General features: G+C 48.6%; 15 protein-coding genes and 1 pseudogene. 5 read left to right on the top strand and 11 right to left on the bottom strand.

Features of this window, described 5'->3' with window-relative positions; all coding sequences use genetic code 11:
• The first annotated feature begins 5 nt into the window (after positions 1-5).
• Positions 6-890, top strand: a complete 885-nt coding sequence (gene fdnH, locus ESM_RS0103640) for a formate dehydrogenase N subunit beta (RefSeq protein ID WP_001240589.1) — start codon at positions 6-8, stop codon at positions 888-890.
• Entirely contained in the window at positions 883-1,536 is a 654-nt protein-coding gene (gene fdnI / locus ESM_RS0103645; protein WP_000045637.1) for a formate dehydrogenase-N subunit gamma, read from the top strand. The genes fdnH and fdnI overlap by 8 nt, the downstream gene beginning before the upstream one ends.
• A gap of 227 nt (positions 1,537-1,763) precedes the next feature.
• On the opposite strand, the gene ESM_RS0103650 is transcribed toward fdnI, so the two are convergent.
• The 6 genes from ESM_RS0103650 to bdm form a co-directional block, all read right to left on the bottom strand.
• On the bottom strand, positions 1,764-2,048 hold the full coding sequence (locus tag ESM_RS0103650; RefSeq protein WP_000781370.1) for a HigA family addiction module antitoxin: 285 nt from the start codon (positions 2,046-2,048) through the stop codon (positions 1,764-1,766).
• Positions 2,048-2,326, bottom strand: a complete 279-nt coding sequence (locus tag ESM_RS0103655; RefSeq protein ID WP_000605672.1) for a type II toxin-antitoxin system RelE/ParE family toxin — start codon at positions 2,324-2,326, stop codon at positions 2,048-2,050. Before ESM_RS0103655 ends, ESM_RS0103650 begins: the two co-directional genes overlap by 1 nt.
• 185 nt (positions 2,327-2,511) lie before the next feature.
• The gene (gene adhP, locus ESM_RS0103660) at positions 2,512-3,522 is read right to left on the bottom strand and encodes an alcohol dehydrogenase AdhP (protein ID WP_000642389.1); all 1,011 of its coding nucleotides are present in this window, start codon (positions 3,520-3,522) and stop codon (positions 2,512-2,514) included.
• A 133-nt stretch (positions 3,523-3,655) separates the two neighbouring features.
• Complete coding sequence (gene maeA, locus ESM_RS0103665; RefSeq protein WP_000433452.1) at positions 3,656-5,353, bottom strand: malate dehydrogenase; 1,698 nt, start codon at positions 5,351-5,353, stop codon at positions 3,656-3,658.
• A 155-nt stretch (positions 5,354-5,508) separates the two neighbouring features.
• Positions 5,509-5,646 (bottom strand): stationary-phase-induced ribosome-associated protein, encoded by a 138-nt coding sequence (sra, locus tag ESM_RS0103670; protein WP_000841554.1) that lies wholly within the window; start codon positions 5,644-5,646, stop codon positions 5,509-5,511.
• Positions 5,647-5,736: 90 nt separating this feature from the next.
• Positions 5,737-5,952, bottom strand: a complete 216-nt coding sequence (bdm, locus tag ESM_RS0103675; RefSeq protein WP_000495761.1) for a biofilm-dependent modulation protein — start codon at positions 5,950-5,952, stop codon at positions 5,737-5,739.
• Between the two features lie 322 nt (positions 5,953-6,274).
• Between bdm and osmC the strand changes: the two genes are divergently transcribed.
• Together osmC and ESM_RS0103690 are read left to right on the top strand one after the other, a co-directional pair.
• Positions 6,275-6,706 carry a peroxiredoxin OsmC gene (osmC, locus tag ESM_RS0103685; RefSeq protein ID WP_000152293.1) on the top strand — a complete coding sequence of 144 codons (432 nt, stop codon included), beginning with the start codon at positions 6,275-6,277 and terminating at the stop codon, positions 6,704-6,706.
• Positions 6,707-7,026: 320 nt separating this feature from the next.
• Entirely contained in the window at positions 7,027-7,950 is a 924-nt protein-coding gene (locus ESM_RS0103690; RefSeq protein WP_000111970.1) for an omptin family outer membrane protease, read from the top strand.
• A 67-nt stretch (positions 7,951-8,017) separates the two neighbouring features.
• Here the strand turns inward: ESM_RS0103690 and dosP are convergent, their stop codons facing one another.
• The 5 genes and pseudogenes from dosP to ESM_RS0103715 form a co-directional block, all read right to left on the bottom strand.
• Entirely contained in the window at positions 8,018-10,423 is a 2,406-nt protein-coding gene (gene dosP, locus ESM_RS0103695; RefSeq protein ID WP_010376406.1) for an oxygen-sensing cyclic-di-GMP phosphodiesterase DosP, read from the bottom strand.
• 24 nt (positions 10,424-10,447) lie between these two features.
• Complete coding sequence (gene dosC / locus ESM_RS0103700) at positions 10,448-11,830, bottom strand: diguanylate cyclase DosC (protein WP_000426259.1); 1,383 nt, start codon at positions 11,828-11,830, stop codon at positions 10,448-10,450.
• A 352-nt stretch (positions 11,831-12,182) separates the two neighbouring features.
• Positions 12,183-13,502: a family 10 glycosylhydrolase gene (locus ESM_RS0103705; protein ID WP_000350408.1), complete on the bottom strand. Its 1,320-nt coding sequence runs from the start codon at positions 13,500-13,502 to the stop codon at positions 12,183-12,185.
• A gap of 131 nt (positions 13,503-13,633) precedes the next feature.
• Positions 13,634-14,986 (bottom strand): annotated as a pseudogene (gene gadC, locus ESM_RS0103710) (acid resistance gamma-aminobutyrate antiporter GadC); the annotation flags it as partial.
• A gap of 39 nt (positions 14,987-15,025) precedes the next feature.
• Positions 15,026-15,889, bottom strand: coding sequence for a YicC/YloC family endoribonuclease (locus ESM_RS0103715; protein ID WP_000621334.1), 864 nt, complete (start codon positions 15,887-15,889; stop codon positions 15,026-15,028).
• 126 nt (positions 15,890-16,015) lie between these two features.
• Here ESM_RS0103715 and rph point away from each other — a divergent pair, with 126 nt between their 5' ends.
• The gene (gene rph / locus ESM_RS0103720; RefSeq protein WP_001247085.1) at positions 16,016-16,732 is read left to right on the top strand and encodes a ribonuclease PH; all 717 of its coding nucleotides are present in this window, start codon (positions 16,016-16,018) and stop codon (positions 16,730-16,732) included.
• Positions 16,733-16,764: the final 32 nt, after the last annotated feature.

Genomic DNA, 16,764 nt, shown 5'->3' on the forward strand with positions numbered 1-16,764 from the left:
AACAGATGGCTATGGAAACGCAGGACATTATCAAAAGGTCCGCAACTAACTCCATCACGCCGCCTTCGCAGGTGCGTGATTACAAAGCAGAAGTCGCGAAACTTATCGACGTTTCCACCTGTATCGGCTGTAAAGCCTGCCAGGTGGCATGTTCGGAGTGGAACGACATCCGTGATGAAGTGGGGCACTGCGTCGGGGTCTACGATAACCCCGCCGATCTGAGCGCCAAATCCTGGACGGTGATGCGCTTTAGCGAAACCGAACAGAACGGTAAGCTGGAGTGGCTGATCCGTAAAGACGGCTGTATGCACTGTGAAGATCCGGGCTGCCTGAAGGCGTGTCCGTCTGCCGGTGCAATCATTCAGTACGCTAACGGCATTGTCGATTTTCAGTCGGAAAACTGCATCGGCTGTGGTTACTGCATTGCCGGGTGTCCGTTTAATATTCCGCGCCTCAACAAAGAGGATAACCGGGTATATAAATGCACCCTCTGCGTCGATCGCGTCAGCGTCGGCCAGGAACCGGCTTGTGTGAAAACCTGTCCGACCGGGGCGATCCACTTCGGCACCAAGAAGGAGATGCTGGAGCTGGCGGAACAGCGGGTGGCGAAACTGAAAGCGCGTGGCTACGAACATGCTGGCGTCTACAACCCGGAAGGGGTTGGTGGCACGCACGTCATGTATGTGTTGCATCACGCCGATCAGCCGGAGCTGTATCACGGTCTGCCGAAGGAGCCGAAGATTGATACTTCGGTGAACTTGTGGAAAGGCGCGTTGAAACCGCTGGCAGCGGCTGGCTTTATCGCCACCTTTGCCGGGTTGATTTTCCACTACATCGGTATTGGCCCGAATAAGGAAGTGGACGATGACGAGGAGGGAAATCATGAGTAAGTCGAAAATGATTGTGCGCACCAAGTTTATTGATCGCGCCTGTCACTGGACCGTGGTGATTTGCTTCTTCCTGGTGGCACTTTCCGGGATTTCGTTCTTCTTCCCGACGCTGCAATGGCTGACGCAAACCTTCGGTACGCCGCAGATGGGACGCATTTTGCACCCATTCTTCGGCATTGCGATTTTTGTCGCGCTGATGTTTATGTTCTTCCGCTTTGTGCATCACAACATCCCGGATAAGAAAGATATTCCGTGGCTGTTGAACATTGTCGAAGTATTGAAAGGCAATGAGCACAAAGTGGCGGATGTCGGTAAGTACAACGCCGGGCAGAAGATGATGTTCTGGTCGATCATGAGCATGATTTTCGTGCTGCTGGTGACCGGGGTGATTATCTGGCGTCCGTACTTTGCGCAGTACTTCCCGATTCAGGTTGTCCGCTACAGTCTGCTGATCCACGCAGCCGCGGGTATCATCCTGATCCACGCCATCCTGATCCATATGTATATGGCATTCTGGGTGAAAGGGTCGATTAAAGGGATGGTCGAAGGAAAGGTGAGCCGTCGTTGGGCGAAGAAACACCATCCGCGCTGGTATCGTGAAATCGAGAAGGCCGAAGCGAAAAAAGAGAGTGAAGAAGGGATATAATCTCTTTTGAGCTTTAAGCTGAAAATGGCGCTGTAAAAGGCGCCATTTTTTATTGTAGTTTGTTCATGCCGGATGCGGCGTGAACGCCTTATCCGGCCTACAAACCGTTCAAATCCAATAGATTGCAGAATAGATTGCAGTGAACGTGTAGGCCTGATAAGCGTAGCGCATCGGGCAATGTTGCGTTTGTCATCAGTTTCAAATGGCGCTTTATAAGGTGCCATTTTTTATTGCGTAACCAGACGGCGCAGTCGCGACACATCCACCGTTTTTTCAGCCTCTGCCAGGCTCCAGGCGTTTTGCAGATTCAGCCACATTTGCGGCGAACTGCCGATCACCACGGAAAGTTTAATCGCCATTTCTGGTGTCAAAGCTGCTTTTCCGGTCAGCAATCGGCTTGCCGTTGAGGGCGCAATTTCCATTGCTCTGGCAAACTCGCGCAGACTGACATTAAGTTCGTCCAGTGATTCCTGAATAATGTCCCCCGGGCGGGGATGATTGGCCATTTTCATCAGTGATAGTCCTCGTAATCCAGTATGTATGCATCGCCATTGACGAATTCAAATGTGATTCGCCAGTTGCCCGAGACAGATATCGTCCAAATTTCATCGCGATCGCCGCTTAACGGGTGTAGTCGGTAACCGGGCATATCGATATCAGCAAGACAGCTTGCTGCATCAATCACAGCGAGTCGGTGGCGTAATCGTTTGACTTGCTTCGGTATAACGCCGGAGGTTTTGCCGAGAAGAAACAAGTCACGCAATCCCTTGTGTCTGAAATTCATTATCATCTCTTCATCCTTGTTCCTTCGAAAGGAACACTATCACTATTGTTCCGTGCAGCGCAACAAATTTCGCTACGTTTTCGCGAATTGTGAGGGGAAAGATGGGGGAGGAAAAGAAGAAGAGTGAAATTGCGGAAAGCGTCTCGCAAAACAGGCTGCGACCCGAACATGGCAGTCGCAGCAAAGGACTCTTAGCGACGGAAATCAATCACCATACGGCCACGGATTTTACCTTCTTCCATCTCGGTAAAGATGGTGTTGATGTCCGCTAACGGACGCAGGGCGACTTTTGGCACCACTTTACCTTCGGCGGCAAACTGGAAGGCTTCGGTTAAATCCTGGCGCGTGCCGACCAGCGAACCTACGACTTCAATGCCATCCAGCACCAGCCGTGGAATATCAAGACTCATAGATTCCGGCGGTAGACCTACAGCCACGACACGCCCACCTGCGCGAACGGCGTCGACCGCCGAGTTAAATGCGGCTTTTGCTACCGCCGTCACCACCGCGGCATGAGCGCCACCGGTTTTCTCTTGCACAATTTTGGCAGCATCTTCAGAGCGTGAGTTAATTGCTAAATCAGCGCCCATCTCGGTCGCCAGTTTCAGTTGCTCATCATTGACATCAATGGCGATCACTTTGGCGTTAAAGACATTCTTCGCATATTGCAGGGCGAGGTTGCCCAGACCGCCAAGACCGTAGATAGCAATCCACTGCCCGGGGCGAATTTTTGACAGTTTCACCGCTTTATAGGTGGTGACGCCCGCGCAGGTAATGCTGCTGGCGGCAGCCGAGTCCAGGCCATCCGGCACTTTGACCGCGTAATCAGCGACCACGATGCACTCTTCAGCCATCCCGCCATCAACGCTGTATCCGGCATTTTTAACTGAACGGCAGAGGGTTTCGTTGCCGCTGTTACAGTATTCGCAATGACCGCATCCTTCAAAGAACCATGCTACGCTTGCGCGATCGCCTGGTTTCAATGAAGTTACTCCAGGGCCAACTTCCGCCACCACACCAATGCCTTCGTGCCCCAGAATTACGCCAGTCTTATCACCAAAATCGCCATTCTTAACATGAAGATCGGTATGACATACACCACAACACTCCATTTTTAACAGAGCTTCACCGTGTTTCAGTGAGCGCAGCGTTTTATCCGTAACGTCAACATGATGATCCTTCGTAACAACCGCAGCCTTCATAGTTCCTCCTTTTCGGATGATGTTCTGCATAGCAGGTGAGGCAAATGAGATTTATTCGCCACTACCCAGTATGGATGAGATCTGAAAAAGGGAGAGAAAAATTGCCCGGCAGTGTTCACTACCGGGCAGAGACTTAGATGGAAGTACGACGGTAGTCGCGGTATTCGGCTTGCCAGAAATTATCGTCAATGGCTTGTTGCAAAGCTTCAGCGGAGGTTTTCACCGCCACGCCTTGTTGCTGAGCCATTTTGCCGACCGCAAAAGCTATAGCCCGGGAGACTTTCTGAATATCTTTTAGTTCCGGCAATACCAGACCTTCGCCGTTCAGCACCAGAGGAGAATACTGCGCCAGGGTTTCACTTGCCGACATCAACATCTCATCGGTGATGCGTGACGCGCCGGAAGCAATAACGCCCAGCCCGATCCCCGGGAAGATAAAGGCGTTGTTACACTGGGCGATAGGGTAGATTTTATCTTTCCATACCACGGGATTAAACGGGCTGCCAGTGGCGACCAGCGCATTACCTTCGGTCCAGGCAATAATGTCCTGCGGCGTGGCTTCGACGCGTGATGTCGGGTTAGAGAGAGGCATCACGATTGGGCGTGAGCAATGCTTGTGCATTTCGCGGATGATCTCTTCCGTAAACAGCCCGGCCTGTCCGGAGACGCCAATCAGAATATCCGGTTTGACATTGCGCACCACATCGAGCAGTGACAGCACATCGCTGTCGGTATCCCAGCCGCTGAGATTGTCCCGCTTCTGCACCAGTTTGGTCTGGAAAGGCAGCAGATTTGGCATCTTGTCGGTCAGCAGGCCAAAGCGATCGACCATAAACACTTTCTGCCGCGCCGCTTCCTCGCTTAATCCTTCGCGCTGGGTCTGGGCGATGATCATCTCCGCAATACCGCATCCCGCAGAGCCAGCGCCGAGGAAGACGATTTTTTTCTCGCTTAACTGACCACCCGCCGCGCGACTGGCTGCTATCAGCGTTCCGACCGTTACCGCGGCGGTCCCCTGAATGTCATCATTAAAGGAACATATTTCATTGCGATAACGGTTCAGCAGCGGCATCGCGTTTTTCTGTGCGAAATCTTCAAACTGCAGCAACACGTCAGGCCAGCGTTGCTTCACGGCCTGGATAAATTCATCAACAAATTCATAGTATTCGTCGTCGGTGATACGCGGGTTCCGCCAGCCCATATACAGCGGGTCGTTAAGCAGTTGCTGATTGTTGGTGCCAACGTCCAATACTACCGGCAGCGTATACGCCGGGCTGATGCCGCCACAGGCGGTATAGAGCGACAGTTTACCGATTGGAATGCCCATCCCGCCGATACCCTGATCACCCAGGCCCAGGATACGTTCGCCATCCGTCACCACAATCACTTTAATGTTGTGATTCGGCACGTTTTGCAGGATGTCGTCCATATTGTGGCGGTTCTGGTAAGAGATAAACACGCCGCGCGAACGACGGTAGATCTCGGAGAAACGTTCACAGGCCGCGCCGACGGTTGGGGTATAAATGACGGGCATCATCTCATCAAGATGATTGTTCACCAGGCGGTAGAAGAGGGTTTCGTTGGTGTCCTGGATGTTACGCAGGTAGATGTGTTTGTCGATTTCGGTTTTGAATCCCTGATACTGGATCCACGCACGTTCCGCTTGTTCTTCGATGGTTTCGACCACTTCCGGCAGTAACCCCAGCAGGTTGAAGTTACGGCGTTCTTCCATGCTGAAGGCACTGCCTTTATTCAACAACGGAAATTCCAGCAGTACAGGGCCAGCGTAAGGAATATAAAGCGAACGCTGTTTTTTTGTTTTTGGTTCCATGTCACTCACTCTTTTTTGAATATCCATCCCTGGGGCGCTTTTATCGTCTTTGCTTTACCGCCAGGGCGTCGGCCCAAGTATAAAGCAGATAAAAACAAAAACACCATTGCGCTGGCAATGGTGTTTAATCGTCATTGAGGACGGATTGTTAAAACTTACTTTTCAGCGGGGCGTTTTCTGCCTGTTGGGTTATTTACCACGCTGGATTTGTCACCTTCGGTAACTATTTTGCGCTGGTTAGATATTTTATGATCCAGTCCAAGAATATGACGGGCCTGACGGTTCGATTTCATTTTAACTCCTCAATCCTGTTACTAGTTTTAAGGACAATTCGCCAAAGCGAAGAAACGTAACCCCTAAGGTTGCGGATCAAGCATAGCAGCTTAAAGTGTAGGGTGCTGGCCACTGACCACATAATTAATAGTTTGCTGGTAGATATCACTGAGGATGTCGTTATCAGAAGCTTCCAGCCATTTGGTCAGCTCCATGAGAATATCATCTTCAGTGACAACACCGTGCTCTGCCCGAAGGCCTTGCTCAATGGCGTTAACCAGAGCGGGTTCTGCTGTGGAATTTGCTGCCTGATAATAAGTAAACATAGTGATCCTCCTTGTCTGTGTATTTATGGTGTCTGCTACGCCTCGCAGATTTATAAAGCACATTCAGCATGGCAAATATTTATTGTCTCGTTACCAGGAATAATCCTGATTGGTGATTTTTATATTTTAAATGCATGATGTTATTGGCTTTTATTTGTTGGGCTATCGTTTTAATCCTATATTTCCAGACATCCGGTGCGGTCATTCCATTTAAATGCGCAGGTGATTTTTTTAGCCGGTTTAATTCGGAATATCCTGCTTATCCTCTTGCTGTTTCTCCCGTAGTCTATAATTTCCTTTTTAAGCCCACAGGAGAGCAACAATGACAATCCATAAGAAAGGTCAGGCACACTGGGAAGGCGATATCAAACGCGGGAAGGGAACAGTATCTACCGAGAGCGGTGTGCTGAACCAACAACCGTATGGGTTTAACACGCGTTTTGAAGGCGCAAAAGGAACCAACCCGGAAGAGCTGATTGGTGCAGCACATGCCGCTTGTTTCTCGATGGCGCTTTCATTAATGCTGGGTGAAGCGGGATTCACACCAACATCGATTGATACCACTGCCGATGTATCACTGGATAAAGTGGATGCCGGTTTTGCGATTACTAAAATTGCACTGAAAAGCGAAGTCGCCGTTCCGGGCATTGATGCTTCCACCTTTGACGGTATTATCCAGAAAGCAAAAGCAGGATGTCCGGTTTCTCAGGTACTGAAAGCGGAAATTACGCTGGATTACCAGTTGAAAGCATAAATTCTCGCCGGATGATGCGTCATCCGGCAAGTTATCTACACAGATACTTTGTCCTTATCCCAATGAGATCTCGTATTTAAACCGCATCTTTATTCTGCTCATTATCCCCTCTGCTCATAAAAAATCATTATTGCATCAGGTTGTGAATTTATACTTCGTTCAGAATATCAGTAAATATTGGGTTGTTTATGTTTTCTGTTTGATGGTGCGAATCATATGTGCCATTGTAAGACTTAGTTAATTTTAACCAATTCAAATCTATTTAAATTAATTCATTTCAATTAATTTGCTAATTGATATTGTTCAATAAGGATGAAGCCATGTCGGTGAAAAAGGTCTCTTTTTTTATTGTGTTAATTTATCTAAGCCAGTATGCAAGTGCATCTTCAGAATTTAATTTCTCACCTGACAGTGTTTTTGTTGATGCTTCTCTTTCATTTCTGAATGGTGAGTCAGGTGAGTTTGTCTATAGTAATGGTGGCACACTTAGCCAACTGGACTGGAAAATTCAAAATACGCCCATTGTTAAAATGGGCGTAACCTGGGATGCAGTCTCATGGCTGACTCTTAATGCCAACGGCTGGACGACGCTTGCCTCTGCCGGTGCGCTAATGGATGATTATGACTGGCTGGAACCGGGGCAACAACACTGGAGCGATTGGTCACATCATCCTGCAACACGGTTAAATTTTGCAAATCAGTTTGATCTCAATATGACAGGTTGGTTTTTAAAGGAACAAAACTACCAATTAGGCGCTGTGTTAGGCTATCAGGAGACGCGTTTCAGTTGGTTGGCGAAAGGCGGTTACTATAGTTATGACAACGGTGCCGACATTGGTGATATTCCTCATGGCCAAAAAGTTATTGGTTACCAACAAAAATTCAGCGCTCCCTATTTAGGTCTTTCTGGTAAATATATCTACCATGATTTTGATATTATAACGCAATTTAAATATAGCGCCTGGGGAGAAGGGAAAGGCACAGATCAGCATTACTTGAGCAACATTACATTTAAAGATAAAGTATCTAACCAAAAATATTACTCAGGTCTTATTAGTGTGGGGTATAACATTAATCCACAGGCGCGTATTTTTACAGAAATATCATGGAGTAGATTCTCTAATGATGTTGGTAACACAACAATTTATCATAAAGAAAATGGTGAACGTGTAAAAGATAAAGATTCACCTGGGATGCAGAATTATAATTACATTATTGGTGCGGGTATTATGTACAGATTTTAATATAGCGGCGCGCAAATAGCTTAATACGAATACATGAAATCTTGCCCGCCAGTGCGGGCAAGATTTACTAAACGTCGATTTGAAGCGGTAGCGCAGTAGACATCCAGACAGAGATCTCTTCGGCGGGTAAAGGGCGTGAGAAGAAATAGCCCTGAATAACGGGGCAGTGGATCTTGCGTAACATCTCAAACTGTTCTTTTGTTTCTACACCTTCAGCCACTACGGTTAAGTTCAGGCTTTGTCCAATGCCGGTAATAGCTTCTAACAAGGCGCGAATGCGTTTTTCAGTCAGACAACGATCGACAAAACTTTTATCAATTTTGATTTCTGTTACCGGCAGGCTGACTAAGCGTGATAAACCAGAAAAGCCGGTGCCGAAATCATCGACGGATAAACCTACACCCATATCCCGCAGGATCTGGATGCGTTTAAAGATCTCCGTATCGTGTTCCATCATCATGCTTTCGGTGATTTCCACTGTTAGCTGGTGGCCGTCAATCGCCCAGGCTTCCATCGCGTCGGAAACCTGATTGGGTAGTTGATTACTGCGAAAATGCAGCGCAGACAAGTTAACGGATAACGCCGGGATGTGAATATTCTGGCTATGCCATTCTGCTAACTGGCGACAGGCTTCAGCGATGACCCAGCGACCAATGTTTTCAATTTCACCAATCTCTTCCGCGAGGGGAATAAACCGGGAAGGGGGAACATGACCATGCTGTGGATCGTACCAGCGAGCAAGAGCTTCAAGACCGTACAGTTCACCCGTTTCCGCGAAGATCTGCGGCTGGTAAACCAGTTTCAACTGGTTGTTGCTGATCGCTTCTTTCAGCGCCGCACCTAATACCAGCCGCTCTTTAACCATTTCGTTCATTGTCGGACTAAAGAACTGCCAGCCGTTGCCGCCATTTTTGCGAATGAAATCCATCGCATTGTGGGCGGTAGAAAGCAGGTAGTCACGGTTTTTGCCAACGTCGTAACTGATACCAATGCTTAAGGTTAAAGGAAAAGGTTGATCGTCAATGATGACCGGCTTTCTAATGATGTTGCGTAGCTCATCAGCGATTTGGGTAATGTTGCTTACTTCATCCTCCAGGCTAATGAGGACAAACTGTGCACCTTCAACGCGGCAGAGATACTGATCGGGTTTGAGTTTTTCGCGAAAACGATTAACGACCTCTAACAATGCCTGATCGGCCCACGCGTAGCCGAGGCTGTCGATCACGTCCTGAATATGGTCGACGCCAATAAGATACACCACCGGAGAGACGGCTCTATCGACCAGGTCATTAAGGTAATTGTGCAGATTATTGCGGTTTGGCAGACCGGTCATCGGATCAAACTGAATTAGCTGTTCGATGTGCTGGCGGCTTTTCTCCTGTTCCAGCGCCAGTGCGGCCATATGCTGGCTGATATCTGCCACACGTTCGACAAATGCACTGGTTTCTGTTCCTGCCGCGGTCTTGATTTGCAGTATCCCCGCAGGCGCACCATCACGCTGGCGAATGGTGACAGCCCAGCTTTGTGCATTCTTTACATCTGCCTCATGAGAGGACGATGCCCAATGCACTGGCATCCCATTACGCAATGCATACAACGATACGTGTGATTCATGAAGAATGGATTCAATATTACGGCAAATGATTTCACCCATTTCGTGAAACGGTGGGCTACTGCACATGGCAGCGAGGATGTTGCCTTCCAGTTGGCGGATTTGCCGTTCTTCGGTGATATCTGAGAAGGTCATCACCAGGTTTTGTAGATGAGCAAGCACGTCATAGACCGGACTGATAGACGCTTTAATCCAGATATTTTCACCCGTACGCGTCAATAACAGAAATTCATCCTGATCGCGGGAGGTTTTCCACAATAGTTGCTGTAAGCGAATGCGGTTATCTGTCGGGTAATCAGGAATGTTAAGTAGCGTATCGGGTTGCATACCGCTGGCTTCGCTGATGCAGTAGCCAAACATTTCGGTAAATGCGCGATTGCACTGCACGATATGACGCTCAGGATCGAGCACAATCACAGGTCGGTCGAGGTGGTCTACGGCAATGAGCAACTGCCGGGTCTGTTCTTTCTGCGCCATTTCAACGCTGGCATCCCGAACCAGCGCCAGATAATAAATTTTCCCTTCGGCAGTCACTTTTGACAGGGCAAATCGTGTCCATATTTTACTGCCGTCTTTTTTCTCCAGTTGCAATTCCCGGCTCATTCCCTCGACACGCGCTTTACCACCTTCACGGTTATGCCGGATATATTCAGGATGTGCAGGGCGCAAATTATGGGGGATGAGCATATCGATGTTATTGCCAATGACCTCTTCGCGCTTATATCCCCAGAGCTTCTCTGCTGCTGGGTTGAAAAACATCACTTCATCATTTTCGTTAATTAACACCGCCCCCATCATATTTTGTTCAAGGGCGGGAAAAAAAATGCCGTCAGCGGCATTTTCTGCATCGGTTAGCTTCATGATTACCTCTGCATCCGGGCGCATTTAAAGACTGGCTTTCCAGAGTTCAACACGGTTTCTACCTCGTCTTTTAGCGATATACAGAGCTTCGTCGGCTATTTGAATTAAACGTTCATAATCAGGATGCCCATTAAACATGGCGGCACCAATGGACAGAGAGAGGACAATATCTTCGCCGTTTGCAGCTTTTAGTTTGGTTTTTTCTACCCGACTGCGTATACGTTCTGCGGTACGTAAAGTGTCAGTTTCTGAGGCTTCAGTCAGTACAATGATAAATTCATCGCCACCGTAGCGGAAAACATAATCACTGCTGCGAACATTGTCGTAAAACGCCTGCGAGACTTTACGTAAGATCTCGTCACCGGTGTTATGTCCCCATGTGTCGTTGATCTCTTTGAATTTATCAACATCGATGATTAGCACAGACAACGGCGTGCCGGTTCTATTGGCATGGGCAATTTCACGTTTGAAGATAGTCGGCAGGAAACGGCGGTTGAGTAGCTTGGTTAACACATCCATTCCCACTTCATGGCGAGAAACTTCTTCAAACAGTTCTCGTAGTAAAGTGATAATTTGCGATACGGTATTTCGTATCTGTAATAAAAATTTCACTCGCAGGCTTTTGTTACTCAGATTTTTGGCATGGAGTATTGTCTGATTGAAAATTCCGTCGAAATCCTGAACCAGGCGGGAGATATGGCCTACTTCAGCAATACCACTAAAATAATGGCGGCCTTTATGGTTAAACCACAGGCCAAAATCAGCCTGGCTTAACGGTAGGCTACTGCCTAAATCAGAATCCAACAGAACTTTATAAATAATATCTATTTCCCATGAAAGTAATGAGGCTATTTGCCGTTCTTTTTCTTCTTCAGCATTTTCCAGTAATGAGAATATACGATAGTTCTCATCTTCTTTAGCGGCGCTACTGTCGCTAAAGGTAAACGCCCTGGTCATAACTTCCATGGCTATATCGATACTGTTAATCGAAAAATGATAAACCTGAAGTTTTTCCGCAGGCGAATAATCAGAGGAAAATATCACTGGATAGAGGATTTTTTTCAGCACGCGAAAACCCATCTCGACAATTTCCACGGGAATGCCAATACGAGCATGGACTTCAGCCACGGTATGTTGGATTTGTATCAGTCTTTCAACATCGTCCGTTTGCGCAGAGAGTACGTTGATAATCCACTTTTCCATAGCACTTTTGAGCTGTCTTTCAACCTGTTCGTTACTCAAAAACTCTTCGGCGTGCGGGTCAGTGCGTACAATACGATAAAACTCATTGCTCAGGTAATGGGCATGGGTAACGGCAATTTCTGCGGCTTTGGTGCGAATGATGGGAGCGGCCTGGGCAACTAATCCGGTCCACTCATCTTTCATTCTTTTAAAGTACATCTCCATAATTCAGCCCCTTATACGACTGGAAAGGCAAATGAGATCGAAAAAACGAAACGCAACACACTGGACAGGCTTATTGCACCATATTCTCCTGAAATATGAAGATGTAATGAAGAGAAATAAACGAGTTAGACAGTTTTAATCTACGCTACTGTTCTTCTGAAGAGTATAGCCCATCGTGATTATTTTTCGGTGGCGACGAACATCACTTTGTTTTTCATATTAATACTAATTAATCAGGAGATTATGGCCATTTGCTTATACGCAAATAATTTAACATTAAGAGAATGTGACTTTTTTGAAAGGTAACAGGCCGGTGCTTTAATCACCGGCGATGGCACAGTAAAAAAGGGGATTAGCTTCCCCAGCGACTTTGCAGATAACTAACGGCTTGCTGGGTCTGTGGTTTATTCAGGTAATCTTCGCGGAACAAAATAGTACCGCTAATTTCTGGAACAGCGTCGTTAAGATCGAGCTGCTTTTTCAGTTCTGGCACGCCGCCGTTAACTGTCCAGTCAGGTTCTATCTTCGAGGGTTCTCCAACTTTATAGAAGGCGACGCCGATATAGAGACGGGTTTTGGTCGGTTTGACGACATCTGCCCACCATTTAGCCAATACGTCATAGCGTGCGGCGCTACGAGAGAAAGGCCAGTAAATTTGTGGGGCAATATAATCCAGTAAACCTTGTTCGACCCAACGGCGGGTATCCGCATAGGATTCATCATAGGCAGCAGCTCCACGGGTATCTGAACCGAGTGGATCATGTGAGCGATTACGCCAGACGCCTGCCGGGCTAACACCAAATTCGACCTCAGGCTTCAGGCTTTTTATGGTATGCGATACTTTCGCGATTAACTGCTGGGTATTGTTGCGTCGCCAGTCTGCTTTCGAGGCAAAAGCGCCCCCATATTTGCGGTACGTCTCGTTATCGTTAAGCAGTGAACCTGGTGATTCGGTGTAGAAATAGTCGTCGAACTGCACACCATCAACCGGATAACGGGAAACGACTTCTGCAACTATCGATGTGATCCAGTCCTGAACTTCAGGGATGCCCGGGTCGAGAACAAAACGGTCGCCCGATGTCCTGATCCAGTCGCGATGCTGCACATAGACGCTGGCAGGTTGCTGCGACAGGGTGTTATTCAATTCCCTGATTGTTCCGGGTTTAGTATTAACCGACACGCGATAGGGGTTAAACCAGGCGTGTACTTTCATCCCACGCTTGTGGGCTTCATCGAGTATAAATTGCAGCGGATCGTAACCGGGGTTTTCACCCATTTTGCCGGTCATAAGATCTGACCACGGCAAAATTTTTGATGGCCAAAGGGCAGTGCCATCGGGCTTTACCTGGAAAAAGACCGTATTTATGCCGAGACGTTGCAGATGATCCAGCTTGTCGATCATCGCCTGTTGTTGCACGCTGGCTCGGGTGGTGGGGTTACTAATGTTAACCGAGGAAACCGGGGGCCAGTCGAGGCGAGACACAGTGGCCAGCCAGATACCACGCATGGGTTGCGACGATTGTTGCGCTGTTGCTGGTGGTTTTAAGCCTGCTGGTGGTGTAACTATTGTGGTTGGCGGTGTTGTCTTACAACTACACAGTAAAAGAGCCAGTGCAACGAGCGCCGCTGGTCTTTTGAGCGCGAATTTCACGTTTCGGGAGCAGATATCCATATATGCTGGTTTCCGGTAAACAGATGTGTTGCTCATTCTCGTACTTATCTGGGGCAAGTCAATACGATAACTGGTACGAAAAAGGGAGCGATTAACTATCGCTCCCTTATACTGTCACCACTCAGATAGGGTTAGTGTTTCTTGTCGTTTATCACAATATAGTGCGGTGAACGTGCACGTGGATGCAGGAAGAAGTGGCCTTTCGGCGCGTTCTGGCTGTTAATTGGCTCCAGTGTTACACCGGTATTCGCTTTGCCTCTACGATCATGGATGGCATAGAGAATAAAGGGCAGGGCGAGTACTACCAGGAAACTCACCACCAGTAATTCAACATACATATCGGTAGAGTCACCCTGGATATTATCCGGCGGCAGGAAGGAGACGATAAACGCCATAATTGAGGTCAGCAGACCGACAATAGCTACCACCAGTTTTACGCCTTTACCGCCAGGGATATTAAATGTGCGTTTTAAATCAGGATGTTTAAGGACTAATACAATGTAGCCAATAAACAGCATGAAATAAGCACACAGATAAATCACCACTGTCAGTGCCAGTGCAATCAGGAAGGACATGTTGTTACCACCACCGGTATTGGTGAGGATAATCAACGCAATTGAAGTGATCACCAATTGGGAAATAACCAGTGTTACCGGCACGCCATTTTTGTTCATTTTGGCGAAGCTGGCGGGCAGCAGGTTTTTCTGTGCAGTGACATACATACCGCGAGAAGGGCCGACAATCCAGGATGCTATTTCTGCCAGTACCCCCAACAGCAGCAGGGCGGAGATCACGCGTACCGTCCACTCAATTTCCGGTGCCACATGGGACATCAGAACGGTAAAGGTTTGCATCACCCCTGCGGAGAGGTTGATTTCATTACCCGGAATGACCATCGCAATGGACAAACCACCAACCGAGCTTAAGCAGATTGCCGCCACCATCAATAGCAGCATGGCTAATGGATAATCGCGCCCTGGGTTACTCATTTCATTGACGTGCGTTGCGGATGCTTCCACCCCCATATAACTCAGGATGAAGGCAACAAACACAACCAGCGTGCCAATTTTTGAGAAATCAGGAAAGAAGGTTTTTGCATCCATTTCGATAGCAACCGGCGCACCGGAGTGCAGGTAAATAGCCGCTAATGCGATCAAAATAAATGCAGGCAGCAGGATCCCGGCGAAGAAGCCGACTTTAGCAATTCGCGCCGTATATTTCGTGCCGCCGAACTGCGTTAATGCCAGTGCCCAAAGAATGATGAGTGCTGCAATGGTTTTCGTTACCGGGTCTTCATTCAGTGCAGGCCATTTAAGGATGTAGGAGAGCGCTCCTAACACGAAATAGAGCATTGGAATAAAGCCGATAGCGATTTGCAGATAGCCAAATGAGATAGCTGCAAATCCCCATTTCAACCCCAGGGTATTCGATACCCAGGCGAAAACACCACCTTCCTCCCAGCCGTCCACGGTAGTATACGTAGCGCCGCTGTAATTTAACAACGGCCTACGGAATTATGAGGGTTACTCGATATTCTGAATCTGTTCGCGCATTTGTTCGATCAGTACTTTCAGTTCAATAGCTGAATTAGTTACTTCGGCATTGATAGACTTCGAGGCCAGGGTGTTCGACTCGCGATTAAACTCTTGCATCATAAAGTCCAGACGACGGCCAACCGCTTCTTTTTTCTTCAGAATGTTGTAGGTCTCTTTGACATGCGCTTCGAGGCGGTCCAGCTCTTCGGCAACGTCAATTCGTTGCGCCAGCAGCACTAACTCTTGCTCCAGGCGATTGTTTTCCAACTGTACCTGAGCATCTTCCAGTTTCGCTACCAGACGTTCACGCTGCCATTGCAGGATTTCCGGCATATGGGCACGAACTTTAGCCACTTCGGCGGTGACACCTTCCAGACGCTGCTCGATCAACGCTTTCAGCGCCTGACCTTCGGTTTCGCGCGCGACAATAAAGTCGTCAAGAGTACCATCCAGCGCAGCGAGAATTTCAGCGGCAATGGCGTCGAGATCCTGCTCCTGAGCTGCCATCACACCCGGCCAGCGCAGGATATCAACCGGGTTGATTTCCCCTTCGTCGCTCTGCATTTTTACCCAGTTAGCAGCAGTTACGAGCTGTTTAGCCAGCTTTTCGTTGAGAATCAGCTCGCCTTGTGCGCTAACATCTGGCTCATAGCGCAGGGTGCATTCCACTTTACCGCGCGTCAGGCGAGAACGAATACGCTCGCGAACGACAGGTTCAAGGCTACGGAACTGCTCCGGCAGACGAAAGTAAGTTTCCAGATAACGCTGGTTTACCGAGCGCATTTCCCAGGTTGCGCTCCCCCATTCACCCTTGATTTCACGCCGGGCGTAGGCGGTCATACTGCGGATCATAGACGTTCCTGTTTTTGAAAGGAGAGGTGGAAGGATTATAGCCATCGATGCCTTGTCAGGATAGGAATAACCGCCGGAAGTCCGTATAATGCGCAGCCACATTTGTTTCAAGCCGGAGATTTCAATATGCGTCCAGCAGGCCGTAGCAATAATCAGGTGCGTCCCGTTACCCTGACTCGTAACTATACAAAACATGCAGAAGGCTCGGTGCTGGTCGAATTTGGCGATACCAAAGTGTTGTGTACTGCCTCTATTGAAGAAGGCGTGCCGCGCTTCCTGAAAGGTCAGGGGCAGGGCTGGATCACCGCAGAATACGGTATGTTGCCGCGCTCCACCCACACCCGTAACGCCCGCGAAGCGGCGAAAGGTAAGCAGGGCGGACGCACGATGGAAATCCAGCGTCTGATCGCCCGTGCATTGCGTGCAGCGGTTGATTTGAAAGCGTTGGGTGAGTTCACCATTACGCTGGACTGCGACGTACTTCAGGCCGATGGCGGCACGCGCACTGCTTCGATCACCGGTGCTTGCGTGGCGCTGGCAGATGCGCTGAATAAGCTGGTTGAGAATGGCAAACTGAAAACCAACCCGATGAAAGGCATGGTAGCTGCGGTTTCGGTGGGTATCGTTAATGGCGAAGCGATTTGCGATCTGGAATATGTTGAAGACTCTGCCGCAGAAACGGACATGAACGTGGTGATGACCGAAGATGGGCGGATCATTGAGGTTCAGGGAACGGCAGAAGGCGAACCATTCACCCACGAAGAACTCCTCGCCTTGTTGGCGCTGGCCCGAGGGGGAATCGAATCCATTGTAGCGACGCAGAAGGCGGCGCTGGCAAACTGATTTTTAAGGCGACTGATGAGTCGCCTTTTTTT

Origin of the sequence: Escherichia sp. TW09308, assembly GCF_000208565.1 — a bacterium.
In the GTDB taxonomy this organism is placed as follows: Bacteria; Pseudomonadota; Gammaproteobacteria; order Enterobacterales; family Enterobacteriaceae; genus Escherichia; species Escherichia marmotae.